14 protein-coding genes are annotated in these 21,665 nt (G+C 66.0%); 8 read left to right on the plus strand and 6 right to left on the minus strand.

Translation table 11 applies throughout. From position 1 onward, the window contains the following. Positions 1 to 3: 3 nt before the first annotated feature. Positions 4 to 894 (minus strand): alpha/beta fold hydrolase, encoded by an 891-nt coding sequence (locus ACZ1I5_RS11145; RefSeq protein ID WP_465173751.1) that lies wholly within the window; start codon positions 892 to 894, stop codon positions 4 to 6. Positions 895 to 931: 37 nt separating this feature from the next. Between ACZ1I5_RS11145 and ACZ1I5_RS11150 the strand changes: the two genes are divergently transcribed. The 3 genes from ACZ1I5_RS11150 to ACZ1I5_RS11160 all read left to right on the plus strand — a co-directional run bounded on the left by ACZ1I5_RS11150 (position 932) and on the right by ACZ1I5_RS11160 (position 5,783). Beyond that, positions 932 to 2,302: a protein adenylyltransferase SelO gene (locus tag ACZ1I5_RS11150; RefSeq protein ID WP_465173752.1), complete on the plus strand. Its 1,371-nt coding sequence runs from the start codon at positions 932 to 934 to the stop codon at positions 2,300 to 2,302. A gap of 99 nt (positions 2,303 to 2,401) precedes the next feature. Then, a complete protein-coding gene (locus ACZ1I5_RS11155; RefSeq protein WP_465173753.1) occupies positions 2,402 to 4,816 on the plus strand; it encodes a TonB-dependent receptor plug domain-containing protein in 2,415 nt (804 codons plus the stop codon). Positions 4,817 to 5,240: 424 nt separating this feature from the next. Then, complete coding sequence (locus ACZ1I5_RS11160; protein ID WP_465173754.1) at positions 5,241 to 5,783, plus strand: DUF5681 domain-containing protein; 543 nt, start codon at positions 5,241 to 5,243, stop codon at positions 5,781 to 5,783. A 237-nt stretch (positions 5,784 to 6,020) separates the two neighbouring features. On the opposite strand, the gene ACZ1I5_RS11165 is transcribed toward ACZ1I5_RS11160, so the two are convergent. From ACZ1I5_RS11165 to ACZ1I5_RS11175, 3 genes are all read right to left on the minus strand, one after another. Beyond that, entirely contained in the window at positions 6,021 to 9,680 is a 3,660-nt protein-coding gene (locus ACZ1I5_RS11165; protein WP_465173755.1) for an autotransporter outer membrane beta-barrel domain-containing protein, read from the minus strand. Positions 9,681 to 10,464: 784 nt separating this feature from the next. Next, positions 10,465 to 12,261: an ATP-binding response regulator gene (locus ACZ1I5_RS11170; protein ID WP_465173756.1), complete on the minus strand. Its 1,797-nt coding sequence runs from the start codon at positions 12,259 to 12,261 to the stop codon at positions 10,465 to 10,467. Continuing rightward, positions 12,258 to 12,860 carry a response regulator gene (locus ACZ1I5_RS11175; protein ID WP_465173757.1) on the minus strand — a complete coding sequence of 201 codons (603 nt, stop codon included), beginning with the start codon at positions 12,858 to 12,860 and terminating at the stop codon, positions 12,258 to 12,260. The genes ACZ1I5_RS11170 and ACZ1I5_RS11175 overlap by 4 nt, the downstream gene beginning before the upstream one ends. Before the next feature lie 715 nt (positions 12,861 to 13,575). On the opposite strand from ACZ1I5_RS11175, the gene ACZ1I5_RS11180 reads away from it, so the two are divergent. Then, positions 13,576 to 14,760, plus strand: coding sequence for a cytochrome-c peroxidase (locus ACZ1I5_RS11180; protein WP_465173758.1), 1,185 nt, complete (start codon positions 13,576 to 13,578; stop codon positions 14,758 to 14,760). 29 nt (positions 14,761 to 14,789) lie between these two features. On the opposite strand, the gene ACZ1I5_RS11185 is transcribed toward ACZ1I5_RS11180, so the two are convergent. Together ACZ1I5_RS11185 and ACZ1I5_RS11190 are read right to left on the minus strand one after the other, a co-directional pair. After that, the gene (locus ACZ1I5_RS11185; RefSeq protein ID WP_465173759.1) at positions 14,790 to 16,436 is read right to left on the minus strand and encodes a hypothetical protein; all 1,647 of its coding nucleotides are present in this window, start codon (positions 16,434 to 16,436) and stop codon (positions 14,790 to 14,792) included. Between the two features lie 69 nt (positions 16,437 to 16,505). Continuing rightward, positions 16,506 to 17,669 (minus strand): helix-turn-helix transcriptional regulator, encoded by a 1,164-nt coding sequence (locus tag ACZ1I5_RS11190; protein ID WP_465173760.1) that lies wholly within the window; start codon positions 17,667 to 17,669, stop codon positions 16,506 to 16,508. A gap of 155 nt (positions 17,670 to 17,824) precedes the next feature. Here ACZ1I5_RS11190 and ACZ1I5_RS11195 point away from each other — a divergent pair, with 155 nt between their 5' ends. The 4 genes from ACZ1I5_RS11195 to ACZ1I5_RS11210 all read left to right on the plus strand — a co-directional run bounded on the left by ACZ1I5_RS11195 (position 17,825) and on the right by ACZ1I5_RS11210 (position 21,640). After that, positions 17,825 to 19,105 carry a YadA C-terminal domain-containing protein gene (locus ACZ1I5_RS11195; protein WP_465173761.1) on the plus strand — a complete coding sequence of 427 codons (1,281 nt, stop codon included), beginning with the start codon at positions 17,825 to 17,827 and terminating at the stop codon, positions 19,103 to 19,105. 4 nt (positions 19,106 to 19,109) lie between these two features. Beyond that, positions 19,110 to 19,703 (plus strand): hypothetical protein, encoded by a 594-nt coding sequence (locus ACZ1I5_RS11200; protein ID WP_465173762.1) that lies wholly within the window; start codon positions 19,110 to 19,112, stop codon positions 19,701 to 19,703. Continuing rightward, positions 19,700 to 20,215 carry a hypothetical protein gene (locus ACZ1I5_RS11205; protein ID WP_465173763.1) on the plus strand — a complete coding sequence of 172 codons (516 nt, stop codon included), beginning with the start codon at positions 19,700 to 19,702 and terminating at the stop codon, positions 20,213 to 20,215. The genes ACZ1I5_RS11200 and ACZ1I5_RS11205 overlap by 4 nt, the downstream gene beginning before the upstream one ends. Positions 20,216 to 20,311: 96 nt before the next feature. After that, complete coding sequence (locus tag ACZ1I5_RS11210; RefSeq protein ID WP_465173764.1) at positions 20,312 to 21,640, plus strand: glycoside hydrolase 5 family protein; 1,329 nt, start codon at positions 20,312 to 20,314, stop codon at positions 21,638 to 21,640. Positions 21,641 to 21,665: the final 25 nt, after the last annotated feature.

Genomic DNA, 21,665 nt, shown 5'->3' on the forward strand with positions numbered 1-21,665 from the left:
CGTTCAGGCGGTGGCCGGTTCCCTCATCGTCCGGTCGAGCAACCGATCGATCGCGGCCGCTGCCTCCGGCTCGTCGAGCGTCGGGGTGTGGCCGACGCCATCGACCGTCACCAGTTCCGCATTGTCGAGCGCGGCCGCCATGCGCTCGGCCGTCCGCGCGCCGAGCACGTCCGAGCGGCCACCGCGCAGGATCAGCGTCGGCACCTGCTTCAGCCGGGCGAGCGCGCTCCACATGTCCGGCCCGGCCTCGTTGCCGGGGACGCGGAAGGGTTCGGCGATCTTCATGTCGTAATCGAGCACGATTCGCCCCGCGCTGTTGAGCCGGTAGAGCCGCTTGGCCATGGCCAGCCACTCCTCGATATCGTAGGCTGGATAGACGTCGGCATTGGCCTCCGCCACGGCGCGGGCGGCATGCATCCAGGTCGGCCAGGTATTGGATTTACCGACATAGGTGCGGATGCGCGACAGGCCGGCCGTCTCGATCTCCGGCCCGACATCGTTGAGCAGTGCGCCGACGATCTTCTCCCGCGCGGTGCCGGCGAGCAGCATGGTGACGATGCCGCCGAGCGAGGTGCCGAAGGCGATATAGGAGGACACGCCGAGCTCGCCGAGCAGCCCCTCGACATCCTGGACATAAGTGAGCGGGACATAGCTCATCGGGTCCTTGGCATAGGCGCTTTCACCGCGCCCGCGCAGATCGACCGCGATCACCCGCCAGTCGGGCGACAGCCGCGCGGCGAGATCCTCGAAATCGCGCGCGTTGCGCGTCAGTCCCGGCAGGCACAGGATCGGCGGGCGATCCTCGCGCCCCGGATAATCGCGATAGTGGAGGCGCAGGCCATCGTTCGACCACCAATATCGATTTACCCATGTAAGATTTTCTGGCGCCGACATGGTTGCATCCTGTGCTTTGCGCCTCCCATATCGCCGGATGACCCTGCCCCCGCAAGCATATCGGCCCGAAACCGCCATTCTGGAGCTGGGGGACGGCTTTTACGACCCGGTCGCCGCGGCCGATTTCCCCGAGACCCGGCTGCGCTTCCGCAACGACCGGGCTGCGGCGAGCCTTGGGCTGGACGGGCTGAGCGACGCCGAATGGATCGCGCATTTCGGGCGGTTCCAGCCGCTCGAGGGCAGCCTGACGCAGCCGCTGGCGCTGCGCTATCACGGACACCAGTTCCGCGTGTACAATCCCGATATCGGCGACGGGCGCGGCTTCCTGTTCGCGCAACTGCGGGACGATCGCGGGCGGCTGATGGACCTGGGCACCAAGGGATCGGGCCAGACGCCGTGGAGCCGGTTCGGCGACGGGCGGCTGACCCTGAAGGGCGGCGTGCGCGAGGTGCTGGCGACCGAGATGCTCGAGGCGCTGGGCGTCGAGACTTCGCGCAGCTTCTCGCTGATCGAGACCGGCGAAGCGCTGGAGCGCGGCGACGAGCCCTCCCCTACCCGTTCCGCGGTGCTGGTGCGGCTGAGCCATGGGCATATCCGCATCGGCACGTTCCAGCGGCTGGCCTACAACCGCGACGAGGACGGCCTCCGCCGCCTGACCGCTTATGTGCTGCGCCATTATTATGGTGAGGAGGCGGGCGACGACGCACCGGTGAGGCTGCTCGACCATGTCGTGCGGCGCACGGCGCGGCTGGCGGCGCGCTACATGGCGGCGGGTTTCGTCCACGGGGTGCTCAACAGCGACAATATCAACGTGACCGGCGAGAGCTTCGATTACGGCCCGTGGCGCTTCGCCCCGACCTGGGACCCGGGCTTCACCGCGGCCTATTTCGACCATGCCGGGCTGTACGCCTTCGGGCGCCAGCCCGAGGCGATCCATTGGGACGCGATGCAGCTTGCGGTGTCGCTGCGGCTGATCAGCGAGGCGGAGCCGCTGATCGCCGTGCTCGAGCGGTTCGGCGAGCATTATCAGCCCGCGGTGTCCGATGCGATCCTGTGGCGGTTGGGGCTGGTGCCGCGCGACCCGGAGAGCGACCGCGCCGTAGTGCAGGCGGTGGAGCGCGCGCTGCGCAGCGGGAACATGGCGATCGACCGGTTCTTCTTCGACGCGTTCGGCGGGGCGCTGCCCGACAGCTATGATGCGACGTTCGACGAGGTGCGCGCGATCCTCGGCCCCTATCAGGCGCGCGGCGACCGCCGCCATGCCTATTGGCGCGGCGCCCCATGCTCGATGCTGATCGAGGAAGTCGAGGAGATCTGGTCGGCGATCGACGCGCGCGACGACTGGTCCGTGCTTCACGCCAAGGTCGCGGCGATACGCGCGATGGGCGAGGCGCTGTCGGGCGGCTGACCCGGCTGCATGACGCGCCGTCACGTGCGTGATCCGAAATAGGGCGATTTAGGGCGCAAGATCAGCTACTCCCCCGGCCATTGGGGTTGGGGGACATCGATGATCAGGATCAGCTTGGGTGCCGCGGTAGCGGTGCTTGGATCGGCGCAACCCGCTTTCGGCCAGGAAGAACCCGAACAGAGCCCGGTGATCGTCACGGGGACACGGACCACCGGCCTGCGCGCGATCGACAGCCCGGCGCCGGTGCAGGTGCTCGACGCCGCAACGCTGGACCGCGCCGGATCGCCGAGCCTGATGGGCGCGCTGTCGACCACGCTCGCCTCGTTCAACACCCAGGCGGTCGGCAACGACCTCGCCAACGAGACACTGGCGGCGCGGCTGAGGGGCGTGTCGCCCAACCACACGCTGATCCTGATCAACGGCAAGCGGCGCCACGGCACCGCCAACCTGTCTGTATTGTCGAGCGCGTTCCAGGGCGGCGCGGCGCCGGACCTGAGCTTCATTCCGATGGCCTCGGTCGAGCGCGTCGAAGTGCTGCTGGACGGGGCCGCGGCGGAATATGGATCGGACGCGATTGCCGGCGTCGTCCACATCATCCTGGACGATTCTGCGTCGGGCGGCAGGGCGAGCGTCCATGCCGGGCAATATTTCCAGGGCGATGGCGAGACCATCGGTGCCTCGGCCAATCTCGGCCTGGCACTGGGCGACCAGGGTTTTCTCAACCTGACCGCCGAGACGCGGTTCCATGACTACAGCAATGCCGGCGGCCCCGATGCGCGAGTCGAACAGGCGATCGCCTCCGGCGCGCACCCCGAATGGCGCACCCTGCCGGGCTACCCCTATCTCAACCGGGTGTTCGGCGATGCGCGCTACACGCTGCACCTGCTGAGCGCGAATGCGGGCTTTCACGTCTCGCCCGATGTCGAAATCTACGCGTTCGGCACCTATGGCCACAAAAAGGCGGGCGGCTGGGCCAATTTCCGGCTGCCGACGCGATTGCCGCAACTCTATCCCCAGGGGTTCAACCCGGTCGACCGGCTGAAGACCGACGATGCCGCCGCCACGATCGGCGGGCGCGGCGACCTGGTCGGATGGGCATGGGACCTGAGCAGCACCTATGGCGTCAACGACAACCGGGTGGCGGTGACCGGATCGGCCAATATCGACCTGTTCAACGACACCGGAAAGACGCCGACCGATTTCGATGCCGGGGCATTCAAGGCGACTCAGTGGACGACCAATCTCGACCTGCGCCGCCAGATCGAGATCGGCCTTGGCGAGCCGGTCGGGCTGGCGCTGGGCGCCGAATACCGGCGCGAGACCTACAGCTTGCAGGAAGGCGATGCGGCCTCGCGCTACAAGGCGGGCTCGCAATCCTTTCCCGGCTTCTCGCTGACCGATGCCGGCAGCCATAGCCGCCGCAACGCCGCGCTCTATGCCGAGGCGTCGATCAAGCCCGTAACCGACCTGACCGTCAACCTGGCCGGGCGGCTGGAGCATTTCTCCGATTTCGGGGAGACGCTGGTGGGCAAGATCAGCGCGCGCTACGCCGTATCGCCGACCGTCGCGCTGCGCGGCACCGCGAGCACCGGCTTCAGGGCGCCGACCCTGGCGGAAGCCTATTATTCGGCGACCAATGTCCAGCCCAATTCCGCCTTCGTCCAGCTGCCGCCCAATGCCGCCGCTGCCCGGCTGATCGGGATCGATCCGCTGGCGCCCGAGCATTCGACCAATGTCAGCCTGGGCATGGTGGCGACGATCGCGCCGCGCGCGACGCTTACCATCGACGCCTATCAGATCGGCATCCGTGACCGGGTGGTCGCCAGCGGCACGCTGTACGGCACCTATGCCGGCGTGGTACGATCGGCGGCGGTCAACGCCGCGATCGTCGCCAATGGCAATGTGCTGGAGAATGTGCCCTTTTCGGGGATCAACGTCTTTTCCAACGGCATCGACACGCGTACGCGCGGCGTGGACGTGGTGCTGAACGTCGCCACCGGGCTGGGCGATGCGGGCCGGATCGACTGGTCGCTCGCGGGCAATTACAGCGAGACCGTAGTGACCAAGATCCGCGCAACCCCCGCCCAGCTGGCCGCGTCCGGGCAGAGCCTGTTCGACAAGGTGGCGCTGTCGACGCTGGAAACCGCGTCGCCCAAATACAAGATCATCCTTGCCGGTGTGTATACCAAAGGCCCCTGGACGGTGGCGCTGAAGGAAAGCCTTTATGGCGACGCCTCGCGCTATGCCGACCCCGGCGACGGTACCTATTATCTCGACCGGACGGGCACGGCGTTCATCACTGACCTCGACCTCTCGCACCGGCTGGGCAAGGCGCTGACGCTCAGCGTGGGCGCGAACAACCTGTTCGACAAGCGCCCGAAGCGCGTGAACGAGGACGGCCTGCGCGTGGCGGCGCTGGCCGGCAGCCCGGCGGTGGAGGTCTATCCCAATTTCTCGGCGTTCGGCGTGAACGGCGGCTATTATTACGCGCGGGCGACCCTCGCCTTCCGGTGAGGCGCGCGGTTCGGCTTTCACGATCGGCGGCATCGGTGCGCTGAAGCCCGATGTTTGCGGACGGATGTCGACCGACGCCATGGTTCAGGCGATTCGATTGGCATGCGAACGCGCGAAGCCGGGTGGCCGAGTCGCGAGGCCCGGATGCAGCCCCGCGCGGTGCTGCCAACAGGAACAGGGCGAAACAGGGCAGCGATATTTTTCCAGCCCTGTTACCTCCAACTTTGTTGGAGATATTATCTATATATATCAATATATTGTGCGGCACATGCCCTGTTCCGCGATAACAGGGCCGGAACGGCGCGGAACAGGGCACGTGCCCGGGCGGAACAGGGCATGACCCGGCGCCAAACGGTGCGCGTCGATTCAAATGTCCGGCGGAAGCTGGCTTCATGCTGCGATCCTTCATCCATGGGACGATGACATGACGCGACAGAGCATTGAATCGAGCAAGCCGGGCACGACCGCGAGTGGGACCCGGCGTGCGGAGCGGGACAAGCCGCCGGTCGAATACCAGTTCCAGCCGGGGCAATCGGGCAATCCGGCGGGCCGCCCGCCGCGCCGATCCGGGGCGCCGGGCGACCGGCTGCGCGGGGCGACCGAGCCGACGCGGCAGCTGATCCTCGAGGAAGCCTATCGCATGGTCGAGGTGCGCGACGGCGACAGCGTGACCCGGATGCCAATGAACCGGGCGGTGCTCCGCGCAATCGGTGCCGCGGCGCTCAACGGCAATGCGAGCGCGCAACGCCGCTGGGCCGCGCTGGTGCAGGAAGCGGAGGCGCAGCAGAAGCGGGCACAGCTGGCGATCTTCAACGTGGCCGAACGCGCCGACAAGGAATGGGCGGCGAAGCGGCGGGAACGCGACGGGGACAAGGGTTATGATCCCTATGCTGAGGAGATCGTGATCGACGCACGGTCTGGGTCGGTGGTGATCCGGGATGTTGGGGATGGGGATGAGGTAGGGTGATGGCGGGGACCAAGCGGCTGGATCAACCAGAGTCGCTTGGCATCTGCTACTTCAGCGCTTGGCCGGAAGCCGACCGGCCAGTTTGCGGCCGCTTCGTCAAAACCTCACGCACCTTACGGCCCTCCGAAACCGGAACGGTGCGTCCAAGGTCAATGAGCCAGGCAGGTCTATTCCCGCTTCATTTCGACACCTGAACGCACCAAACTCCGTCGCTCGGCCTGGACGATCCGATTACCGTCAGAAGCGTATGCTCAGTCCGGCGCGACCACCGCCGCCCTTATAGGTCTTGCTCAAGTCACCGCTCGCTTCGATGAAGCCACTGACATTGCCGTTCGACACGATGTTCACGCCGATCACGCCGTGCCCGTACGTCCCGATCCGGTCATTGCGCAGCCCGACCGTCTGACCACCATTGGCGAAGTCCAGGCCGCGTTGTCCCTTGAACTCGTGCACCGCGCTGCCACCGGCATAAAGGCTCGTGCGGGTCGCGCCCGAGGTCATGACGGTGCCGATCCGCAGCCCGGCCGCGCCGCGCAGCCCGTCGCTCCCGTCGAAATCGATCGTGGTGGGATCGACGCGAAGCGTGCCGAGGCTGGTGCGGACATATTCGATCGAGACGCCGGGCTCGACGAAGAAGCCCGACCCGCCGAACCGCAGGCCCGCCTCGGCCTTGCCGCCATAGCCGTCACCCTTCACGTGCTGGCGGCTGGCGATGCCCGGCATCACGATATCCAGCCAGTAATGCTCATATTTGCCCAGCACGTTCAGGAAGACGGGGCCGACATTGCCGCTGGCATAGGCGCCGGCGTTGACGGCGTTGTAGACGAAACGATCGGCATTGCCGCTGAAGGTGACGGTCGAATTGGCATAACCACCGGTAAGGCCGAACACGAACCCCCGGCCTTCGCTCACCCCGCCGAAATCATAACCGATCTGGCCGCCGAAAAAGTCCTGGAGATTGTTCGTGACGATATTCTGGGCTTGTCCGAACACGTTTGTGCTCTGGCTCGAGCGGTTCCTGTTGAAGGATCCGAACATCTGGCCCCACAAGGCCGACCCGCGCCGGGATTCGTCGGCCGCGGCACCGCCGGCGTCGCGAAGGTCACGCATATGGCCCGACCAGGCGTCATTGGTGCGATAGAAGATCTGGCGCGCGCCTTCGTCCGCCTTCAGGAACTCATACGCGCGGTTGCTCGGCGTACCGAACAAGGCATAGTTGGAGCTGGCGGGATCATAAGCCAGCCGGTAGCTGACCAGGCCGATCGTGGCGGGGCCGCCGAGATTGAAGGCGGTCGCCGAGCTTCCCGCGCCCGCATCGACCAGGACCAGATTGTTCACCAGCAGGCCGGGATTGGCAGTCAGCGGATTGACCAGAATGGTCGTGCTGCCGGTCGCCGCGCCGCCAAGAACCAGCCGGTCGGCGGTGGGCGTTGCGCCGCCCAGCGCCACATCCAGGCCGAGCGTCGAGGCACCCGAACCGGTGAAGTTGCCAGGGAGCGCCAGCGTATCGCCACTGACCCCGTTTCGCAGATCGACAAGCCCGCTATTGTCGAAATTCTCGAGCCCCGCCAGAGTGATCGTGCCCGCGGTGGCGGCACCCGGCCGCACGTTGAAAATGCCGCGGTTCACCACGCGGTCGGCCCCGGCGCCGAATGCGCTGTTCGCGGTCGCGTTGAACCTGCCGTTATTGGTCAGGACGTCATTGCTGTCGGTCAGGTCGACATAGCCGTTCACGGTGCCGGTCGAGGTGATCGTGACCAGCGCCGGCGCGCCGTCCACATCGATCGCCGGGCCCGTCGCGCTCGACACGACATCGCCGACGGTGATCGTCGCGCCCGTGCCCGAGGTCACGTCGATGCCCGCGAGCCGGCCGGAAACCGGCGCGCCCGGCAACGTCGTCACAGTCACGCTGCATGCGCTTGAGGCGAGAATGCCAACGCCCTGTGCCGAGGTCACCGCGCCTGTCGCGGTGATATTGATGGCGCTGCACCCCGGGCTGACCGCGACGATGCCGTCCGAGCCGGGGCCAGTCACCCTGATCGGGCCGGCCACGATGGTCTGATTGCCCGTCGTGGTGGAGACGTCGATGCCGTCCGAATTGCTGCCGCTGGTCGTGATCGGGCCGGCGGTCGTGTTGACCACGACCGGGCCAGCCCCGCCATTGACGTCAATGGCAGGCGAGTTGTTGCCGGTGGTGGTTACCGGTCCGGTGGTGACGACGGTGATCGGGCCATTGCCGGTCACGATCACGCCGGGGGAATTGTCCCCGCCGGTGGTGACCGGACCGGGCGTGACCGAGATCGGGTCGTTGCCGCCCACCACCTCGATACCAGGCGAATTGTCACCGCCGGTCGTCACCGGACCGGTGACCGCGGTGATGCCGCACGATCCCGGCCCCAGAACCAGGCATGCCGCCGGATCTGTCGTGATGCCGAGGCCGGTCGCGTTGTCGCCCGAGGTCGAAATGAGGCCGATATTGGCGAGGATGTTGGCGGGTGCATTGATCAGCACGCCGGCAGCGCCGTCGCCCTGCGTCGTCACCCGGTTCGCGGCGAGATCGACGTCGCAGGCGCCGCTACCCAGAAGCACGCAGGCAGTGGGATCCCCGACGATGTCGATGCCGGTGGCATTGTCGCCGGTCGTGCCCAGCACGCCGATTCGGCCCGTGGTCGGGCCAGCGATGCGGGCAAGCACGCCGGTCGACCCATCGCCGGTGGTGGTGAGTTGCCCGATATTGAACGACGTTCCGCAATTGCCCGCGCCCAGCAGGATGCAGGCATCAGGGTCCGAGGCAAGGTCCAAACCGGCGGCATTGTTGCCGTTGGTGGTGAGCAGATTCACGTTGCCGGTAATATTGCCCGCCGCCCGGATGAGGGCGCCTGGTGAATTGTCGCCCTGCGTGGTCAGCGAGCCGACCGTAAAATTCTGGTCGCACGCGCCGGCTCCGAGTGTCGCGCACACCACGGGATCGGCGGAGAGGTCGAGGCCCGCCGCCTCGTCGCCGCCGGTCTGGAGCGTATCGACATTGACGGTCGTCGTGCCGGTTGCTGCAGTGACCAGCGCGCCGATGCCGCCAAAGCCGTTGGTGGTGATCTGGTCAGCAGCGGCGGTAACGTCGCAGCCGCCAGTCCCGAGCAGAACGCAGGTCGCCGGATTGGTTGCGATATCAAGCCCGAGCGCCTGCGAGCCTTGAGTGCGCAATACGCCGACATTGACGTTGACCGCGCCGGCGGAGCGAATCAGCGTCGCCGTCGAAAGATTACCGCTGGTATCGATCAGATCAGCATCGAGATTGACCGGGCCGTCAAGCGAGACCAGTTGCACGCCGTTCGAATTGTTGCCGGTAGTGCGGATGATGTTGCTGTTGACGGTGACATTGCTGCCCTGAATGTCGAGCCCGGGCGCATTGTCGCCAGTAGTGGAAATCAGGTCGTCGGCGGTGAACAGCACGTCATCGACGGCGCGCAACAGACCCCCCGTAGCGCCGTTGCCGCTGGTGGTGATGCTCGTGATGCGGGCAGTGATCGATCCGCCCGCATTGAGATCAAGGCCGCGCTCGCCGGTGGTGTTGATCACGGCGGAACCGACCGGATTGATCACGATGTCGGCGGCGGCGCCGACCGTCGAGAGGACGACGGTGTCGGGCGACTGGAATCCGTCGCCGAGCGTCACGACAACGGGTCCGGCGATCGGCGGAAGGTCAAGCACGGGCGTGAGCGGATCGGCTGGCGCTCCGCCACCGGTGCAAAGAATGTTGATGCCGGCGATCGGCAGACAGGCGGTCTGTGCCTGGGCAGGCGCGGCGACGGCAAAACTGGCGCCGGCGATCACGACCGGTGCCAGCCCCCTGCCTATCGCGAGCAGACTCGTACCGGTCTTTGCGTGCTTGATGTTCATCCTACTCTCCCTTGCTTTATTTTTATAGAAACGCAGTTATGTCTTGATTGTCAGCTCGTCGTTTAATTGCTCACCTAAAGTTGTATTATAAATATCGAATGTAAGTTATTAATATCGAGACTATAGTAATTCTGTCACTCATCAGCAAAACTGATCTAAATACTATTCTACAGGCTCGTATCGGGATCGTGCGCGCTCTTACCTTCGGCGTTGTTTTTGCCGTCGGCACGAACGCCGGCTACGCGGTTCTGGAAACTGGATGCAGCAGCGAACGCCCCGCGTTGTCAGCGGCGTGATCCAGATTGTCGGCAGCGGCTTCGACATTCGCTTCGTAGCGTCAGCGGCCCGTTATCGCCTTGCGGAGTAGCACGCGGATAATGAATCAGGCCGGCGGTCATGCCGAACCCAAATGTCTTCTTCATCACTGGACCCCTTTTAAAAAACACGCAGAGTCAGGACATTGAAATCATCGACACGATACTTTGTTCCAAAGGACGAAAATCGCTTCAAACCGCACACTCGGACTAACGATTGTATCAAGATCGACCGGAGCCAGTTCCCCTTCTGCCATCTCCCTTTTGACAGCGCGCTCAAATCGCGAGGCCGAGTGCGGATGCGCGCATTCACTGTCGAATTCGCGGTCCTGCTGTGGTTGTCTGCTGACGCATTGGGTTAGCCCCAAATAAGCAAAGAAGACCGCTTTGCTGTACTTCAGGATCGCGGGGCTATTATCGCCTGGACCACTACGCACCGACCACGCAGTAGCGCCCCCGCCCTGCCATCTCTATCGTGTCACTGCCGCCGAATGCGCGGCGGTCGGCGGAGATTCGGCCACCAGCCGGCAGAGATGCTGATACAGTTGCGCCGGCGAGACCGGCTTGTGCATCAGGAGCAGCCCGCTGAGCATTGCCTCGCGCAGCCGCTCGGGGGCGGTATCGCCGGTGATCAGCAAGGCGGGAATGTCGCCGCCGAGATAGTGGCGGAGCGTCGCCGCCACATCGGCGCCGGTTTGCCCGTCCTGCAGGCGATAATCGCAGATGATCGCGTCCGGCCGTGGATAGTGCGACAACAGATCGATGGCCGCACCCTGCGATTCCGCCGCGTGGCATTCGCAGCCCCAGCTGCGCAGGAGGTGGCGCATGCCGGCCCGCACGATCGCGTCATCGTCGACCACCAGGAACGTCCGCCCGGCAAGCTGCCCCAGCGGAACCGGGTCGGGAAGCTGCCCGGACCCAAGGGCTTCGTCGCTTGGGGACGTCAGCGGCACCCTGACACGGAAAACGCTGCCACGATCGACCACGGACGACAGGGACAGCGGATGATCGAGCGAGGCGGCCAGCCGGTGTGCGATGGCGAGGCCCAGCCCCAGGCCCTTCTGACGGTCGCGCTCCGGATTGCCGAGCTGGAGGAATTCGCAAAAAATGTCGGCCTGCGCATGTTCGGCGATGCCGATGCCGGTATCGTAGATTTCGATGGACACCGCGCCGGACCGGCGGCGGCACCCGATGAACAGCCCGCCGCGCATCGTGTAGCGGATGGCGTTGGATATGAGATTGCGCAGGATCTGTTCGAGAAGCACGCTGTCGGAGGTCACCCAGGCCAGCGTCTGCGGCGACCGGTAGATCAGCTGCTTCGCGTCGGCCATCGGCGCCAGCTCGTTCTCCAGCTTGTCGAACAGCGGCTGAAGCGGAAAATCACGGATGTTGGGCACGATCACGCCAGCCTCGATGCGCGAGAAGTCGAGCAGCGTGTTCAGCATCTCGGACGAGGCCAGGCTCGCCGTCTGCGCACTTTCCACGGTGTGCCGTTGCGCCGGAGTCAGCCGGCTGTGCGCCAGCGCCTCGAGGAACAGCCCCAACGCGTGCACGGGTTGGCGAAGATCGTGGCTCGCGGCGGCGAGGAAACGGGATTTGGCGGTATTGGCGCGCTCCGCTTCGAAGCGGGCCTCCTGCGCCAGGCCCATTTCACGGCGCAGCTGATCGACCAGGCGGTCGTTTTCGAACTGCAGCATGATGACGTCGCGAATGCGACGATTGGCGAGACGCGACTGGCCGTAAAGGCCGGCGACATACAGGATGCAGCACAGCGCGAGCGCGCGGTACGGCGTGGTCCCCATCGACCAGAATCGGGTGAACCCGAAGGCCAGCATCGGAAGGGCCAGCGCCAGGTAGAGATCCCGTAGCGGCGCGAGCAATGCCACCGCATTGCCGCAAATGGCGCACAGCAGCGACAGGAGCACGATGCTGATCGCCGGGTCCGACGCGGGAAGCGCGATCCAGAGCAGCGCGCCCCACAGGCAGCCTTCGTAGATTTTCAGCAGCGCCAGCCCAAATTCGACGCGCCGGCCAAGGCGGCGATAGTCGCCGGACCGCAGCAGCTGCCGCGCGGCCAGCACCATCAACCAGCGTCCGGCGAGAAACGCCACATACCAGCTTGCCAGCAATGGATGGGGCGCCGACTGTTTGAGGACGAGGACCAGCAGGCTGGGAAGCAGGATGCCGACGGCCAGGGACGCGCCGACCCCTTCAAGCACCATCCGCACCTGTTCGGTGCGCACGGCGCCGCGGGCCAGCGCCGTCACCGAATGAGCCCCAGGCGGCGGGCCGCAAAGGCAGCTTCCGTCCTGGTCGCCGCGCCGAGCGACGCCAGCAGGGCCTGAACATGGCCGCGGACGGTATGTTCGGAAAGGCCGAGGCGGCGCGCGATCATCTTGTTGGACAATCCCTGACACACGAGATCGAGCACCTCTGTCTGGCGTGGCGTCAGGGCGGTTCGTGTCATGTCCGCCGGTCGCGCGACGGGCTTGCCGGCCGGGCCATCCAGCATGCGGCGCAGTGCCGCAATCATCCGGTCGGGACGTTCGGTCTTGGCGAGAAAGCTTTCGGCGCCCAGCGCCAGGGCATCCGCGATGACATCGGGGGTGTCGAACGCCGACACCACCAGGACCCTGGCATGGGGCCATTTGCGCCGCAGGGAAGGCATGCCCTGCAGGCCGCTGATGCCATGCAACTGGACGTCGAGGATCAGGATCGACGGGTTGATCCCGCTATAGGCCAGCGCCTCTTCGAGAGAGCCCGCCTCGCAGATCCTTGCATTGTGCAGCCCGATGGAAAGCAAGGCGGCGACGCCCGAGCGGAACAGCGCATGATCGTCGATGATGAGAACAATGGGCTCGTCCATGGAAAGCGACTGTAACGCGATCGGCGGCGATAGTCCCCAACACAAGGCAGTCCAGATGGACTATAGCGAGCGTTTTCAAGCCGATGTAAAAACGCTTCGACGTCTCGCTCGGCACCGGTTTTCTGGTTCCCGTCAGGAGGCGGCAGGCGCACGTCCGCACGTCACGTGATGGCGGAGAGTCGCGGCGCACGTAGCATCGCTTTCGGCAAGGAAGTATTTGTGCCCCTCTCAGTGATACGCCTTATTCTGTGCGGGCTAAACCGGCATACTCCTGATCGGAACAGGGTGAAATGGGATGGCCTGTACTATATCGGCACTTGTACCGTTTGCGGTTCGCTCATTCACCGCCGATCGCGCAAAAAATGGCGAAAGAGTAAAGAAGGCAGGGACACGGCCATCGTTCGATCGCCGCCTTTCAATTAGGGAATTTCTCCACGATCGCTCGTGAACAGCAATTTCCTCTTCGGCTCAAACATCGAGAACTCCGGCGGGGCATGCGCAGGCCGTAACGATTGTTCCCCGATGCAACCCTCCATGGCTTTGACGGGGCAAGCCAGGGCCATTGAGGCGAGCCCGGTGGCGGTCAAACGCATGGACAATATCGGCGTCGTCGTCGAAGATCGCGACGCGACGGTCGATTTCCGTCACGAGTTGGGCCTCGAGCTGGGGGAGAGCCGGCCATTGTCAGGGAATGCGCCGTACGAGAGGATCCGTCATGATCAACCGCGAGCACGAGGCCAAGACGCGCGGGTGGATCGGACGTCTGGCCGCGAGCGCCTTCATTCTGGCGCTGGCCGGGTGCGGCGACGGGCGGAGCGATCGGCAGCCCGTCACCCCTGCGGGTGTCGCACGGACCACCACGGTCGATTTCGCTCATGTCGCGAACTATGCCGCGCCGACGCTTCCCGCCTATTTCGACCGGTCGGTGACGGCGCTCGACCACAGCCCGGCGTCCAACCCCGTCAATGATCGGGTGGCCACGCTGGGCCGGGTGCTGTTCTACGACCTGAAGCTGAGCACCAACGACAGAGCCTCGTGCGCCTCCTGCCACCGGCAGGCGTTCGGTTTTACCGATTCGATGCGGTTCAGCAACGGGATCAGCAGCGCCGCCACCACTGACTTCCACGCGATGCGGCTGGGCAATCTGCGCTACTGGCGACCGGGCTCGATGTTCTGGGACAGGCGCGCGGCGAGCGTGGAAGCGCAGGCGAGCCACCCGTTCCACAGCCTGGTCGAACTGGGCTGGGGTGGTGCCGCGGGCGGTTTCGATGCGCTGATCCGCAAGATGGGTGCGACGACCTATTATCCGGCGCTGTTCACCTGGGCGTTCGGCAGCCCCACGGTCACCGAGCCGCGCATTCAGCAGGCGCTCGCGCAATTCGTGCGCGCGATGGTCTCGCGCTCCAGCCGGTGGGATATGGGTTATGCGCAGGTCTTCTCGCCCGCCCGGCCGAACCGCGCGCTGGATGTCGACCTGCCGAACTTCACGCCGCAGGAAAATCGTGGCCGGCAGCTGTTCATGATTGGGGTCGCGCGGGGCGGCGCCGGCTGTTCGGCCTGCCACCTACCCCCGACCTTCGCGCTGGCGGCCGACGCGCGGAGCAACGGGCTGGACGCCGGCGAGACCCGGCTGTTCAAGGCGCCATCGCTACGCAGTGTCGGCCTGACCGGGCCCTATATGCATGACGGACGGTTCACGACGCTGGCGGACGTGATCGACTTTTACGATCACGGTGTCCAGCAAGGCCCGGCGCTCGACCATCGCCTGCGACGCGGCGGCAGGCCGCAGCGCCTGAACCTCGGCGCGGCGGATCGGGCAGCGCTGGTGGCGTTCCTGATGACATTGAGCGACCCCGTCCTCACGACGGATGCGCGCTTCGGCGACCCGTTCCGGCGGTGAGCACGCCCACCGCCTGACCGGGCGCAAGGCTAAATCGCGCGGATCGAATACAAGGTCGCGTTGCTGATCGCGTAGACCGCACCGTCGGCGCCAACGAGTGTCGGCGTATAAGCTTGGCCGAGTCCGGGGTTGAGCCGCACGCTCTGCGACAGCGTGTTCGTGGCGAGGTCCCAGCGATACAGCACCCCGTCCTCATTGTTGGCGAGGATCGACTTGCGCGCCGGATCGGCCGCCATGGTGTTGATGCACCATTCGCGCCGCGACGTGGCCGTGGTGCCGTCCAGCGTGGGCCCGAGGATCGTCAGCACTTCACGCATCACCTGCACGCCCGGCACGATCGCATCGGCCTGGCCCGTCTTCGGATCCAGCACGGCGATCCGGTTCAGCCCGTCGCCCGTGCCCACCCCGGCATAATTATTGTATTTCTGCGCGAGCAGATAGGTCGACGTACCGGTGTAGGACGGCACCATCGACGCCGGGATCACGCTGGGCGACACGTCCCAGCCGAAGCTGCCCGGCACGCCCACCGGATTGAGCAGGGCGTCGAACTGCAGCAGCCAGCCGCGCGCATTATGCGACGGGAACACCGATTCCAGCACGCCGTAGAACACCCGGCCATCGGGCCCGACCACCGGCGTTGCCGTGCCGTCGTCGCTGAGGCGCGCGGGCGCGAGCAGGTTCGGATCCGTCAGGGCGACCCTGGCGCGCGTGGCGAGCGTGGTGCTGTCGAGCGCGAGCAGGAAACCCGTCTGCGTCGCGCTCGTCGAGCCTCGGTTCACCGCGATATAGACCGTGCCGCCGTCGACCGAGAGCGCCGGCGCGCAATTCGTTACGGGCTTCTGGATCGACGAATCCGAGGCCGCCGCAGCCGCGCCAACCCAGATGCCGGTGCCGTCGGGCGCGACTCGCGCAATGCCGCTGACCAGTCCCGCCGGGTTGGTGCCGGTCACCTGGAAACCGAAAAAGATGTTGCCCAGCGCATCGGCCGTGAGCGGCGTGTTGACGAACACGGTGCCGTCGAATGCCGCGGGATTGGCGTTATAGGTAGTCGCGCCATAGAAAAGCTGCGCCGCGAGCGTGCCGGTGGCGGCATCCGCATCCGCGCGCATCATCAGCTTGCCGCCCGCGCCCGGCGCATATAGCCGCCCCTGCTGCGTGAGCAGCGCGTTGTAGGGCGGCACCCAATTGTGCGGCGGCGTGACATAGTCAGTGGTCGCCGACCAGATCAGCGCGCCGTTCGCCCCGTTGCGCCCTTCGACGCGGTAACCGCCGGTGGCAGCCGTCTTCACTGGAATCACGACCGTGTTGTGAGTCGTCACCACCGGCGAGCCATAATGCGTGAGCAGCGCACCGCCCGCCGTATATTGCGGCGCCAGGTCGACGGCTGACGACCATGCGACACGCCCGAGATCCTGCGACGCGATCGCGCTGACCGCGCTGTGCTGCGCGTCATGGCCATAGCCGAACCAGGCGGGACCCGTCACCGGCCCGGGCGTCGGGGTCGGCGTGGGTGTCGGAGTCGGCGTCGGTGCGGGGGCCGGCGTGGGCGTGGGGGACCCGCCGCTGCTGCTGCCGCAGGCGGCGAGCAGCACGGTCGACGACAACATCGCCAGCGTGCTGCGGCGGGAAACGAGTGGGTCGGAAAGCTGACCGGGCAGGACTGGATCGTGGCTCATGCGCGCCAGCTTACGCCTCCGTCGCACGAAATGCACCGCTTCCCGTGCGGGTGACAACCTACCGGCGAATCACCGGGGCATGTTCGCGATCCGGGCGACGAGTTGCGCCTGGCTGGCCGTTTCGGTCTTGAGGAAGATGTGCTTCAGGTGGAACCGCACCGCGTTGATGCTGATGCCATTGCGGCTGGCATAATCCTGCGGGGTTTGCCCGTCGACCAGCGCGTCGACGACGCGCGCCTCGGTCGGTGTCAGCCCGAACCATTGCGCCAGCCGGTCGATGCTCATGACCGGCCCCTCGCCCACCCCGCTGCCGATGGTGACGATCATCGCGGCATCGGGAATGGCGCCGCCGATATAGGGAATGGTCTTGGGCACGATCAGCACGCCGAGCACCGGATGCTCCCGCCCCGCCCGGTCCGTCGCGTGGAAGGCAAGGTCGTCCCGGGACGGGCTCGAGCCCATGGCGGCCAGCTTTTGCTGGCTGGCCGGATCGACAAAGGCCAGCCTGCCGCCCGCGGTCGTGATGAGGCCGGTTGCCTCATAATGCGCGACGCGATCATTGACCGACAGGATGGCGAAATCCCTGTCGAGGCTGATCAGGGCGTAGCGCGACCGGTTGGCGGCCGCCCGCGCCGCCCCCGCCGCCACTTCGAGGCTGGCGATGCGGTGGCTGATCCGCACCGCGCGCTGAATATGCGGGCCAAGGACGCGGAGCCCGCGCCGCAGCAGCACGAGATCCGCATCGCCCGGGCCGATCAGCAACAAGCCGAGACGCTCGCCCTCGCGACGATCGAGCATGAGACACAGCGTCCGGTCCACATTCATCGACGCAAGGAAATTCCGGTACATGCCGGTCTTGCGGAATTCCTCACGCGGCAGGATCTCGTCGGTGTCGATCAACTGCCCGTTGCGCGCCGGCCAGGCGCGCTGCGACCAGGGATTGTTATAGGCGAAGACCGCACTGTACATGGCCTCGACGCCCGGCCCGATATTGGTCCATGCGATGAACCTGGCGCTGGGAGGATTGCGTCGTTCCAGCATCAGAAAGGCGGATCGCCATTCGGGCGGGCACAGCGCCAGCCTGATCTGCTCGAGCGTCGCGTTCCACTGGGACGGGTCGAGCGCGCATTCGTAGATCTGGCCGATCAGCCGATCGAGCGTCTCCCATGCAAGCGGCAGCCGATCCTGATGAGACCGGTCATCGGGCAGGGCATTGGCGACCACAAACTGCATGGCGATTTTGCAACCTCCTACCCAAACGAAGAGCGCGGGGCACGGTACCGCCCGACCATAAGCCAGGCAACGACCGAATGAATCCGGCGGCGAGACGTCCGCCAGGGAGAGTTCGGGAGTCAGTAACCCGCGCAATTCTGGGAAAGGCTTCGTCGATGATCAATGAATTCTGGCTGCGTCACCATGGCGCCTGGCCGGCCGGCCTGGGCGGCCTCGCACTCGCCGCCGCGCTCGTCCCGCTGCCCGCTGCGGCCCAGGTCCGGATCGAGCCAGCCGCGGGAGGAGGCCAGCAGGCGATCTGCTCCTCGAACGGCATGATCGGCTTTGGTGACGAGGATGGCTGCGACAGCTTCCCGATCTACTCCAACGACACCAGGATCACGGTCGGCCCCGCCGGGCGGGAAATCATTCTCGACGGTGCCGACGGCCTGGCGACCTTCAACGGGGGCGCCATTTTCAACGAGGGCGTGCAATTCAACGGCCAGGCGCATTTCGCCGGTTTCACGACCGTGGACCAGCTCAATACGAACTCCATCAGCAACGTCGGCAACCTGGCCACCAAGAGCATCAACACAGGGTCGCTCGCCGCCACCGGCAACGGCAGTTTCGGGGGATCGCTGTCTTCGAACAGCTTTGCGACCGGCCTCGCCGAGATAACCGAGCTCCGAGTGGCGAAATCGACGTTCAATTCGTCGGTGACGATCAGCGGCAAGCTGGCGATCACCCCTGGCACCACGATCGACGCCGGTGGAAACCGCATCCAGAATGTCGGCGCGCCGATCGCGGGGACCGACGCGGCGAACAAGGATTATGTCGACAACGCCATCGGGAGCGTCGCCGGCAACGTCACCAACCTGACCAACCAGGTGAACGATCAGGGCACGCGCATCACCGCCGTCGAGGCGAAGAACGTCCAGCAGGACTCGCGGCTGACCAATGTCGAGAGCGTCAACACGGTGCAGGACACGCGACTGACCAGTGTCGAGAGCGTCAACACGGTACAGGACACGCGGCTGACCGGAGTCGAAACCGAGAACGTCACCCAGAACACGCGCCTGACCTCGGTCGAGGCCAGGAATGTCAGCCAGGATGCGCGGATGACGGCGATCGAGGCAGTGAACACCATCCAGTCGAACCAGATCGGGACCTTGCAGGATCAGGTCGGCGGGCTGCAGAGGTCGGTCAACGGGCTGCGCCGGAACATCCAGGAAGCCAATGGCGGCATCGCGGCGGCCGTGGCGCTGGGCGGTACGATGATCGTGCCGGACAGCAATATTTCGATGTCGTTCAACCTGGCGACCTATCGCGGACAACAGGGCTTTTCGGGATCGGTCGTCGGCCGCGTCAGCCCCAAGGTCTATATCAATGCCGGCGTCGGCGGGTCGACCGTGCGCGGATCGACCGCCGGGCGCGTCGGCATCAGCTTTGGTCTCTAGAGCGATGAAGACGCTCGGAAATCTCGCGATTGCGTTCGCCGTCGGCGGCGTTCTCTTCACGCTACTGATCCTCGCCGAGGCCAGTACTCCGGGCCTGGACCTCGGCGCGACCAAGTTCGTGCTGCCGATGGTCCTCGGCTCGGGGTTGTTCACCGGCCTGAACGCGCTGGCGCGCAATCGCCGGATGCCAGTGGCGAACGATGCCCGAAAAGCGGCATTGCTCGCCTTTCCGCCAACGCCCGGGGCCGGCTGGGTCGTCATGATGCGCGACAGGAGCAATGCCGCGGGGTCGATCGGCTTCGACGTATCGGTCGATGATGAGGTGATCGCCCAGCTGATGCCGAAGCGTTTCACCATGATGGCATTGCCGGCGGGCACGCACCGCCTCTTCGCCGATATTCCCGGCGCGCCCGGCCCCTCGGCGGTCGCGCCGCTCAACATCGATGTCGTGGCGGGCGCTGTGATGATCTTCGCGATCCGGACGTCGATGGGGCTGGTGCGCACCTCGCCCCGGCTCGAGCCCATCGCCGACTCGCCCGAGGCCCGCGCCATGCTCGCCCGGATGCAGTTGGTCGAACCCGATCCGGTCCGGCCATGAACACGGCGGCGAGCCAGCTCCTGTTCCACGGCGCCACGACGGCGCTGCTGTTAGCGGCTATCGGCATCGTCGTGATCCTGCGCAGGGGGAAGATATCGCAGCCCGCGCCGCCCGTTACCGCGCCGGACGGGACGATCACCATCGCCGTTCGCGCGCTGTACCGGCACCAGGGCGGCCTGCTTGGCGGCAAGTCGCACAACAGCATCAATCCGCGCTTCGCGATCGCGCCCGATGCCATCCATTTCAAGCTGTTCCGGGAAGGCCGGCTGCCCTTTGCGACCATCGACCATATCGAGGTTCGCGACTGGTTCGGCAGCGTGTACCTGTTGTTCCTCAACGCCGCCCCGCCCCGCCTGCTCAGCGCCAATGTCGGTGACCGCGCCACCGCGAAGCGCGTGCTGGACGCGCTGCCCCGTTCCATCGCGCTCACGCCGGATGCAGCGACGATCCGCGACGGTACACCGGCCGCGGGGACCTCGGGCCTGAAGCTTTATGGGGGGCGATTCTGGTGACGGCCGATGGCGCGGGCGGGCTCAACCGACAGCCCCGCCCCTTTCAATCCCCGTCCCGCGCGCTATCCTCTTGTCCAACGATAGACAGGAGGGACCATGTTCACGCGGAGAGAGGTGGTCAGTGCCGGCATCACGCTGGCGCTCGCGGGTCCGGCAGTAGCTGCGAACGGCCCTGATCGCTTCGTAAAACGCGACGGGATACGCTTTACCATCAACGGCAAGCCCTATCGCTATGCCGGCGCGAACATGTGGTACGGCGCGTGGCTCGGGGCCGATGCGGCTTATGGCGATCGGGCGCGGCTGAAGCGCGAGCTGGATGCGCTGGCCGCGATGGGCGTGACCAATCTGCGCGTGCTGGCCTCTTCCGAGAAATCGCCGCTGCTCAACGCAGTCGAGCCGGCGATGCATGACGGGCGCGGTCACTATGACCCGGCACTGCTGGGCGGGCTCGATTTCCTGCTAGCCGAGATGGGCAAAAGGCAGATGCGCGCGGTGCTCTACCTGACCAATTTCTGGGAATGGTCGGGCGGGATGATGACCTATCTCAGCTATGTCGACCAGGGTCGCTTCATCAACATGAACGATCCGGCGCATCCCTGGCCGGAATTCCCGGATCATGTCTCCCGCTTCTACGGCCGGGCGGACGCGGTCGCGCTGTACCACCGCCACATCCGCGCGATCGTCGGGCGCACCAACAAGGTCACCGGCACGGCTTATGCGGACGACCCGACGATCATGGCGTGGCAGCTCGCCAACGAGCCGCGGCCGGCGGGCAGCGACGCGGTGGGGCTGGCCGCCCTGCCTGCCTTCCAGGCCTGGGTGCAGGGCACCGCGCGACTGATCCGCGGCCTCGCGCCGCGCCAGCTCGTCTCGACCGGGAGCGAGGGGCTGAAGGGGGCGCTGGAGCGCGAGGCGCTCGTGAAGGCGGAACATCGGATCCCGGAGATCGATTATCTCACCTGCCATATCTGGCCGCTCAACTGGGGCTGGGTCGATGCGAAGAACCTGGCGGGGACCGAGGAGGCAGGCGCAGCCAAGGTCGCCGATTATATCGCGCGGCATGTCCGCATCGCGACCGAGCTGGGCAAGCCGCTGGTGATCGAGGAATTCGGCTATCCGCGCGACGGGGGCAGTTACGATCCGTCCGCGGCGACGGCCTTCAAGGACCGCTATTACCGGCAGATCTATGGCGCGGTGGAGGCCGATGTCGCGCGCGGCGGTCCGGTCGCTGGCAGCAATTTCTGGGCCTGGTCGGGCGAAGGCCGGGCGGCGCATGCGGATCATCGCTTCGTGCCCGGCGACACGGCCTGGCTGGGCGATCCGCCGCATGAGCCGCAGGGCTGGTACGGGGTATTCGACAGCGACGCCTCGACCCGCGCGATCATCCGCGCGCACGCTGCGGCGATCGCCACACCAGTGGCATAGATTCGCTAAGGACGCCCCAAGCAAG

This window comes from Sphingomonas sp. BL-S-30 (assembly GCF_055521475.1).

Bases quoted from the DNA above. Each gene is read 5' to 3' on its own strand.
- ACZ1I5_RS11210 (WP_465173764.1), top strand. From the start codon at position 20,312: ATGTTCACGCGGAGAGAGGTGGTCAGTGCCGGCATCACGCTGGCGCTC.
- ACZ1I5_RS11205 (WP_465173763.1), top strand. From the start codon at position 19,700: ATGAACACGGCGGCGAGCCAGCTCCTGTTCCACGGCGCCACGACGGCG.
- ACZ1I5_RS11165 (WP_465173755.1), bottom strand. From the start codon at position 9,680: ATGAACATCAAGCACGCAAAGACCGGTACGAGTCTGCTCGCGATAGGC.
- ACZ1I5_RS11145 (WP_465173751.1), bottom strand. From the start codon at position 894: ATGTCGGCGCCAGAAAATCTTACATGGGTAAATCGATATTGGTGGTCG.
- ACZ1I5_RS11175 (WP_465173757.1), bottom strand. From the start codon at position 12,860: ATGGACGAGCCCATTGTTCTCATCATCGACGATCATGCGCTGTTCCGC.
- ACZ1I5_RS11160 (WP_465173754.1), top strand. From the start codon at position 5,241: ATGACGCGACAGAGCATTGAATCGAGCAAGCCGGGCACGACCGCGAGT.
- ACZ1I5_RS11180 (WP_465173758.1), top strand. From the start codon at position 13,576: ATGATCAACCGCGAGCACGAGGCCAAGACGCGCGGGTGGATCGGACGT.
- ACZ1I5_RS11200 (WP_465173762.1), top strand. From the start codon at position 19,110: ATGAAGACGCTCGGAAATCTCGCGATTGCGTTCGCCGTCGGCGGCGTT.
- ACZ1I5_RS11190 (WP_465173760.1), bottom strand. From the start codon at position 17,669: ATGCAGTTTGTGGTCGCCAATGCCCTGCCCGATGACCGGTCTCATCAG.
- ACZ1I5_RS11150 (WP_465173752.1), top strand. From the start codon at position 932: ATGACCCTGCCCCCGCAAGCATATCGGCCCGAAACCGCCATTCTGGAG.
- ACZ1I5_RS11195 (WP_465173761.1), top strand. From the start codon at position 17,825: ATGATCAATGAATTCTGGCTGCGTCACCATGGCGCCTGGCCGGCCGGC.
- ACZ1I5_RS11155 (WP_465173753.1), top strand. From the start codon at position 2,402: ATGATCAGGATCAGCTTGGGTGCCGCGGTAGCGGTGCTTGGATCGGCG.
- ACZ1I5_RS11185 (WP_465173759.1), bottom strand. From the start codon at position 16,436: ATGAGCCACGATCCAGTCCTGCCCGGTCAGCTTTCCGACCCACTCGTT.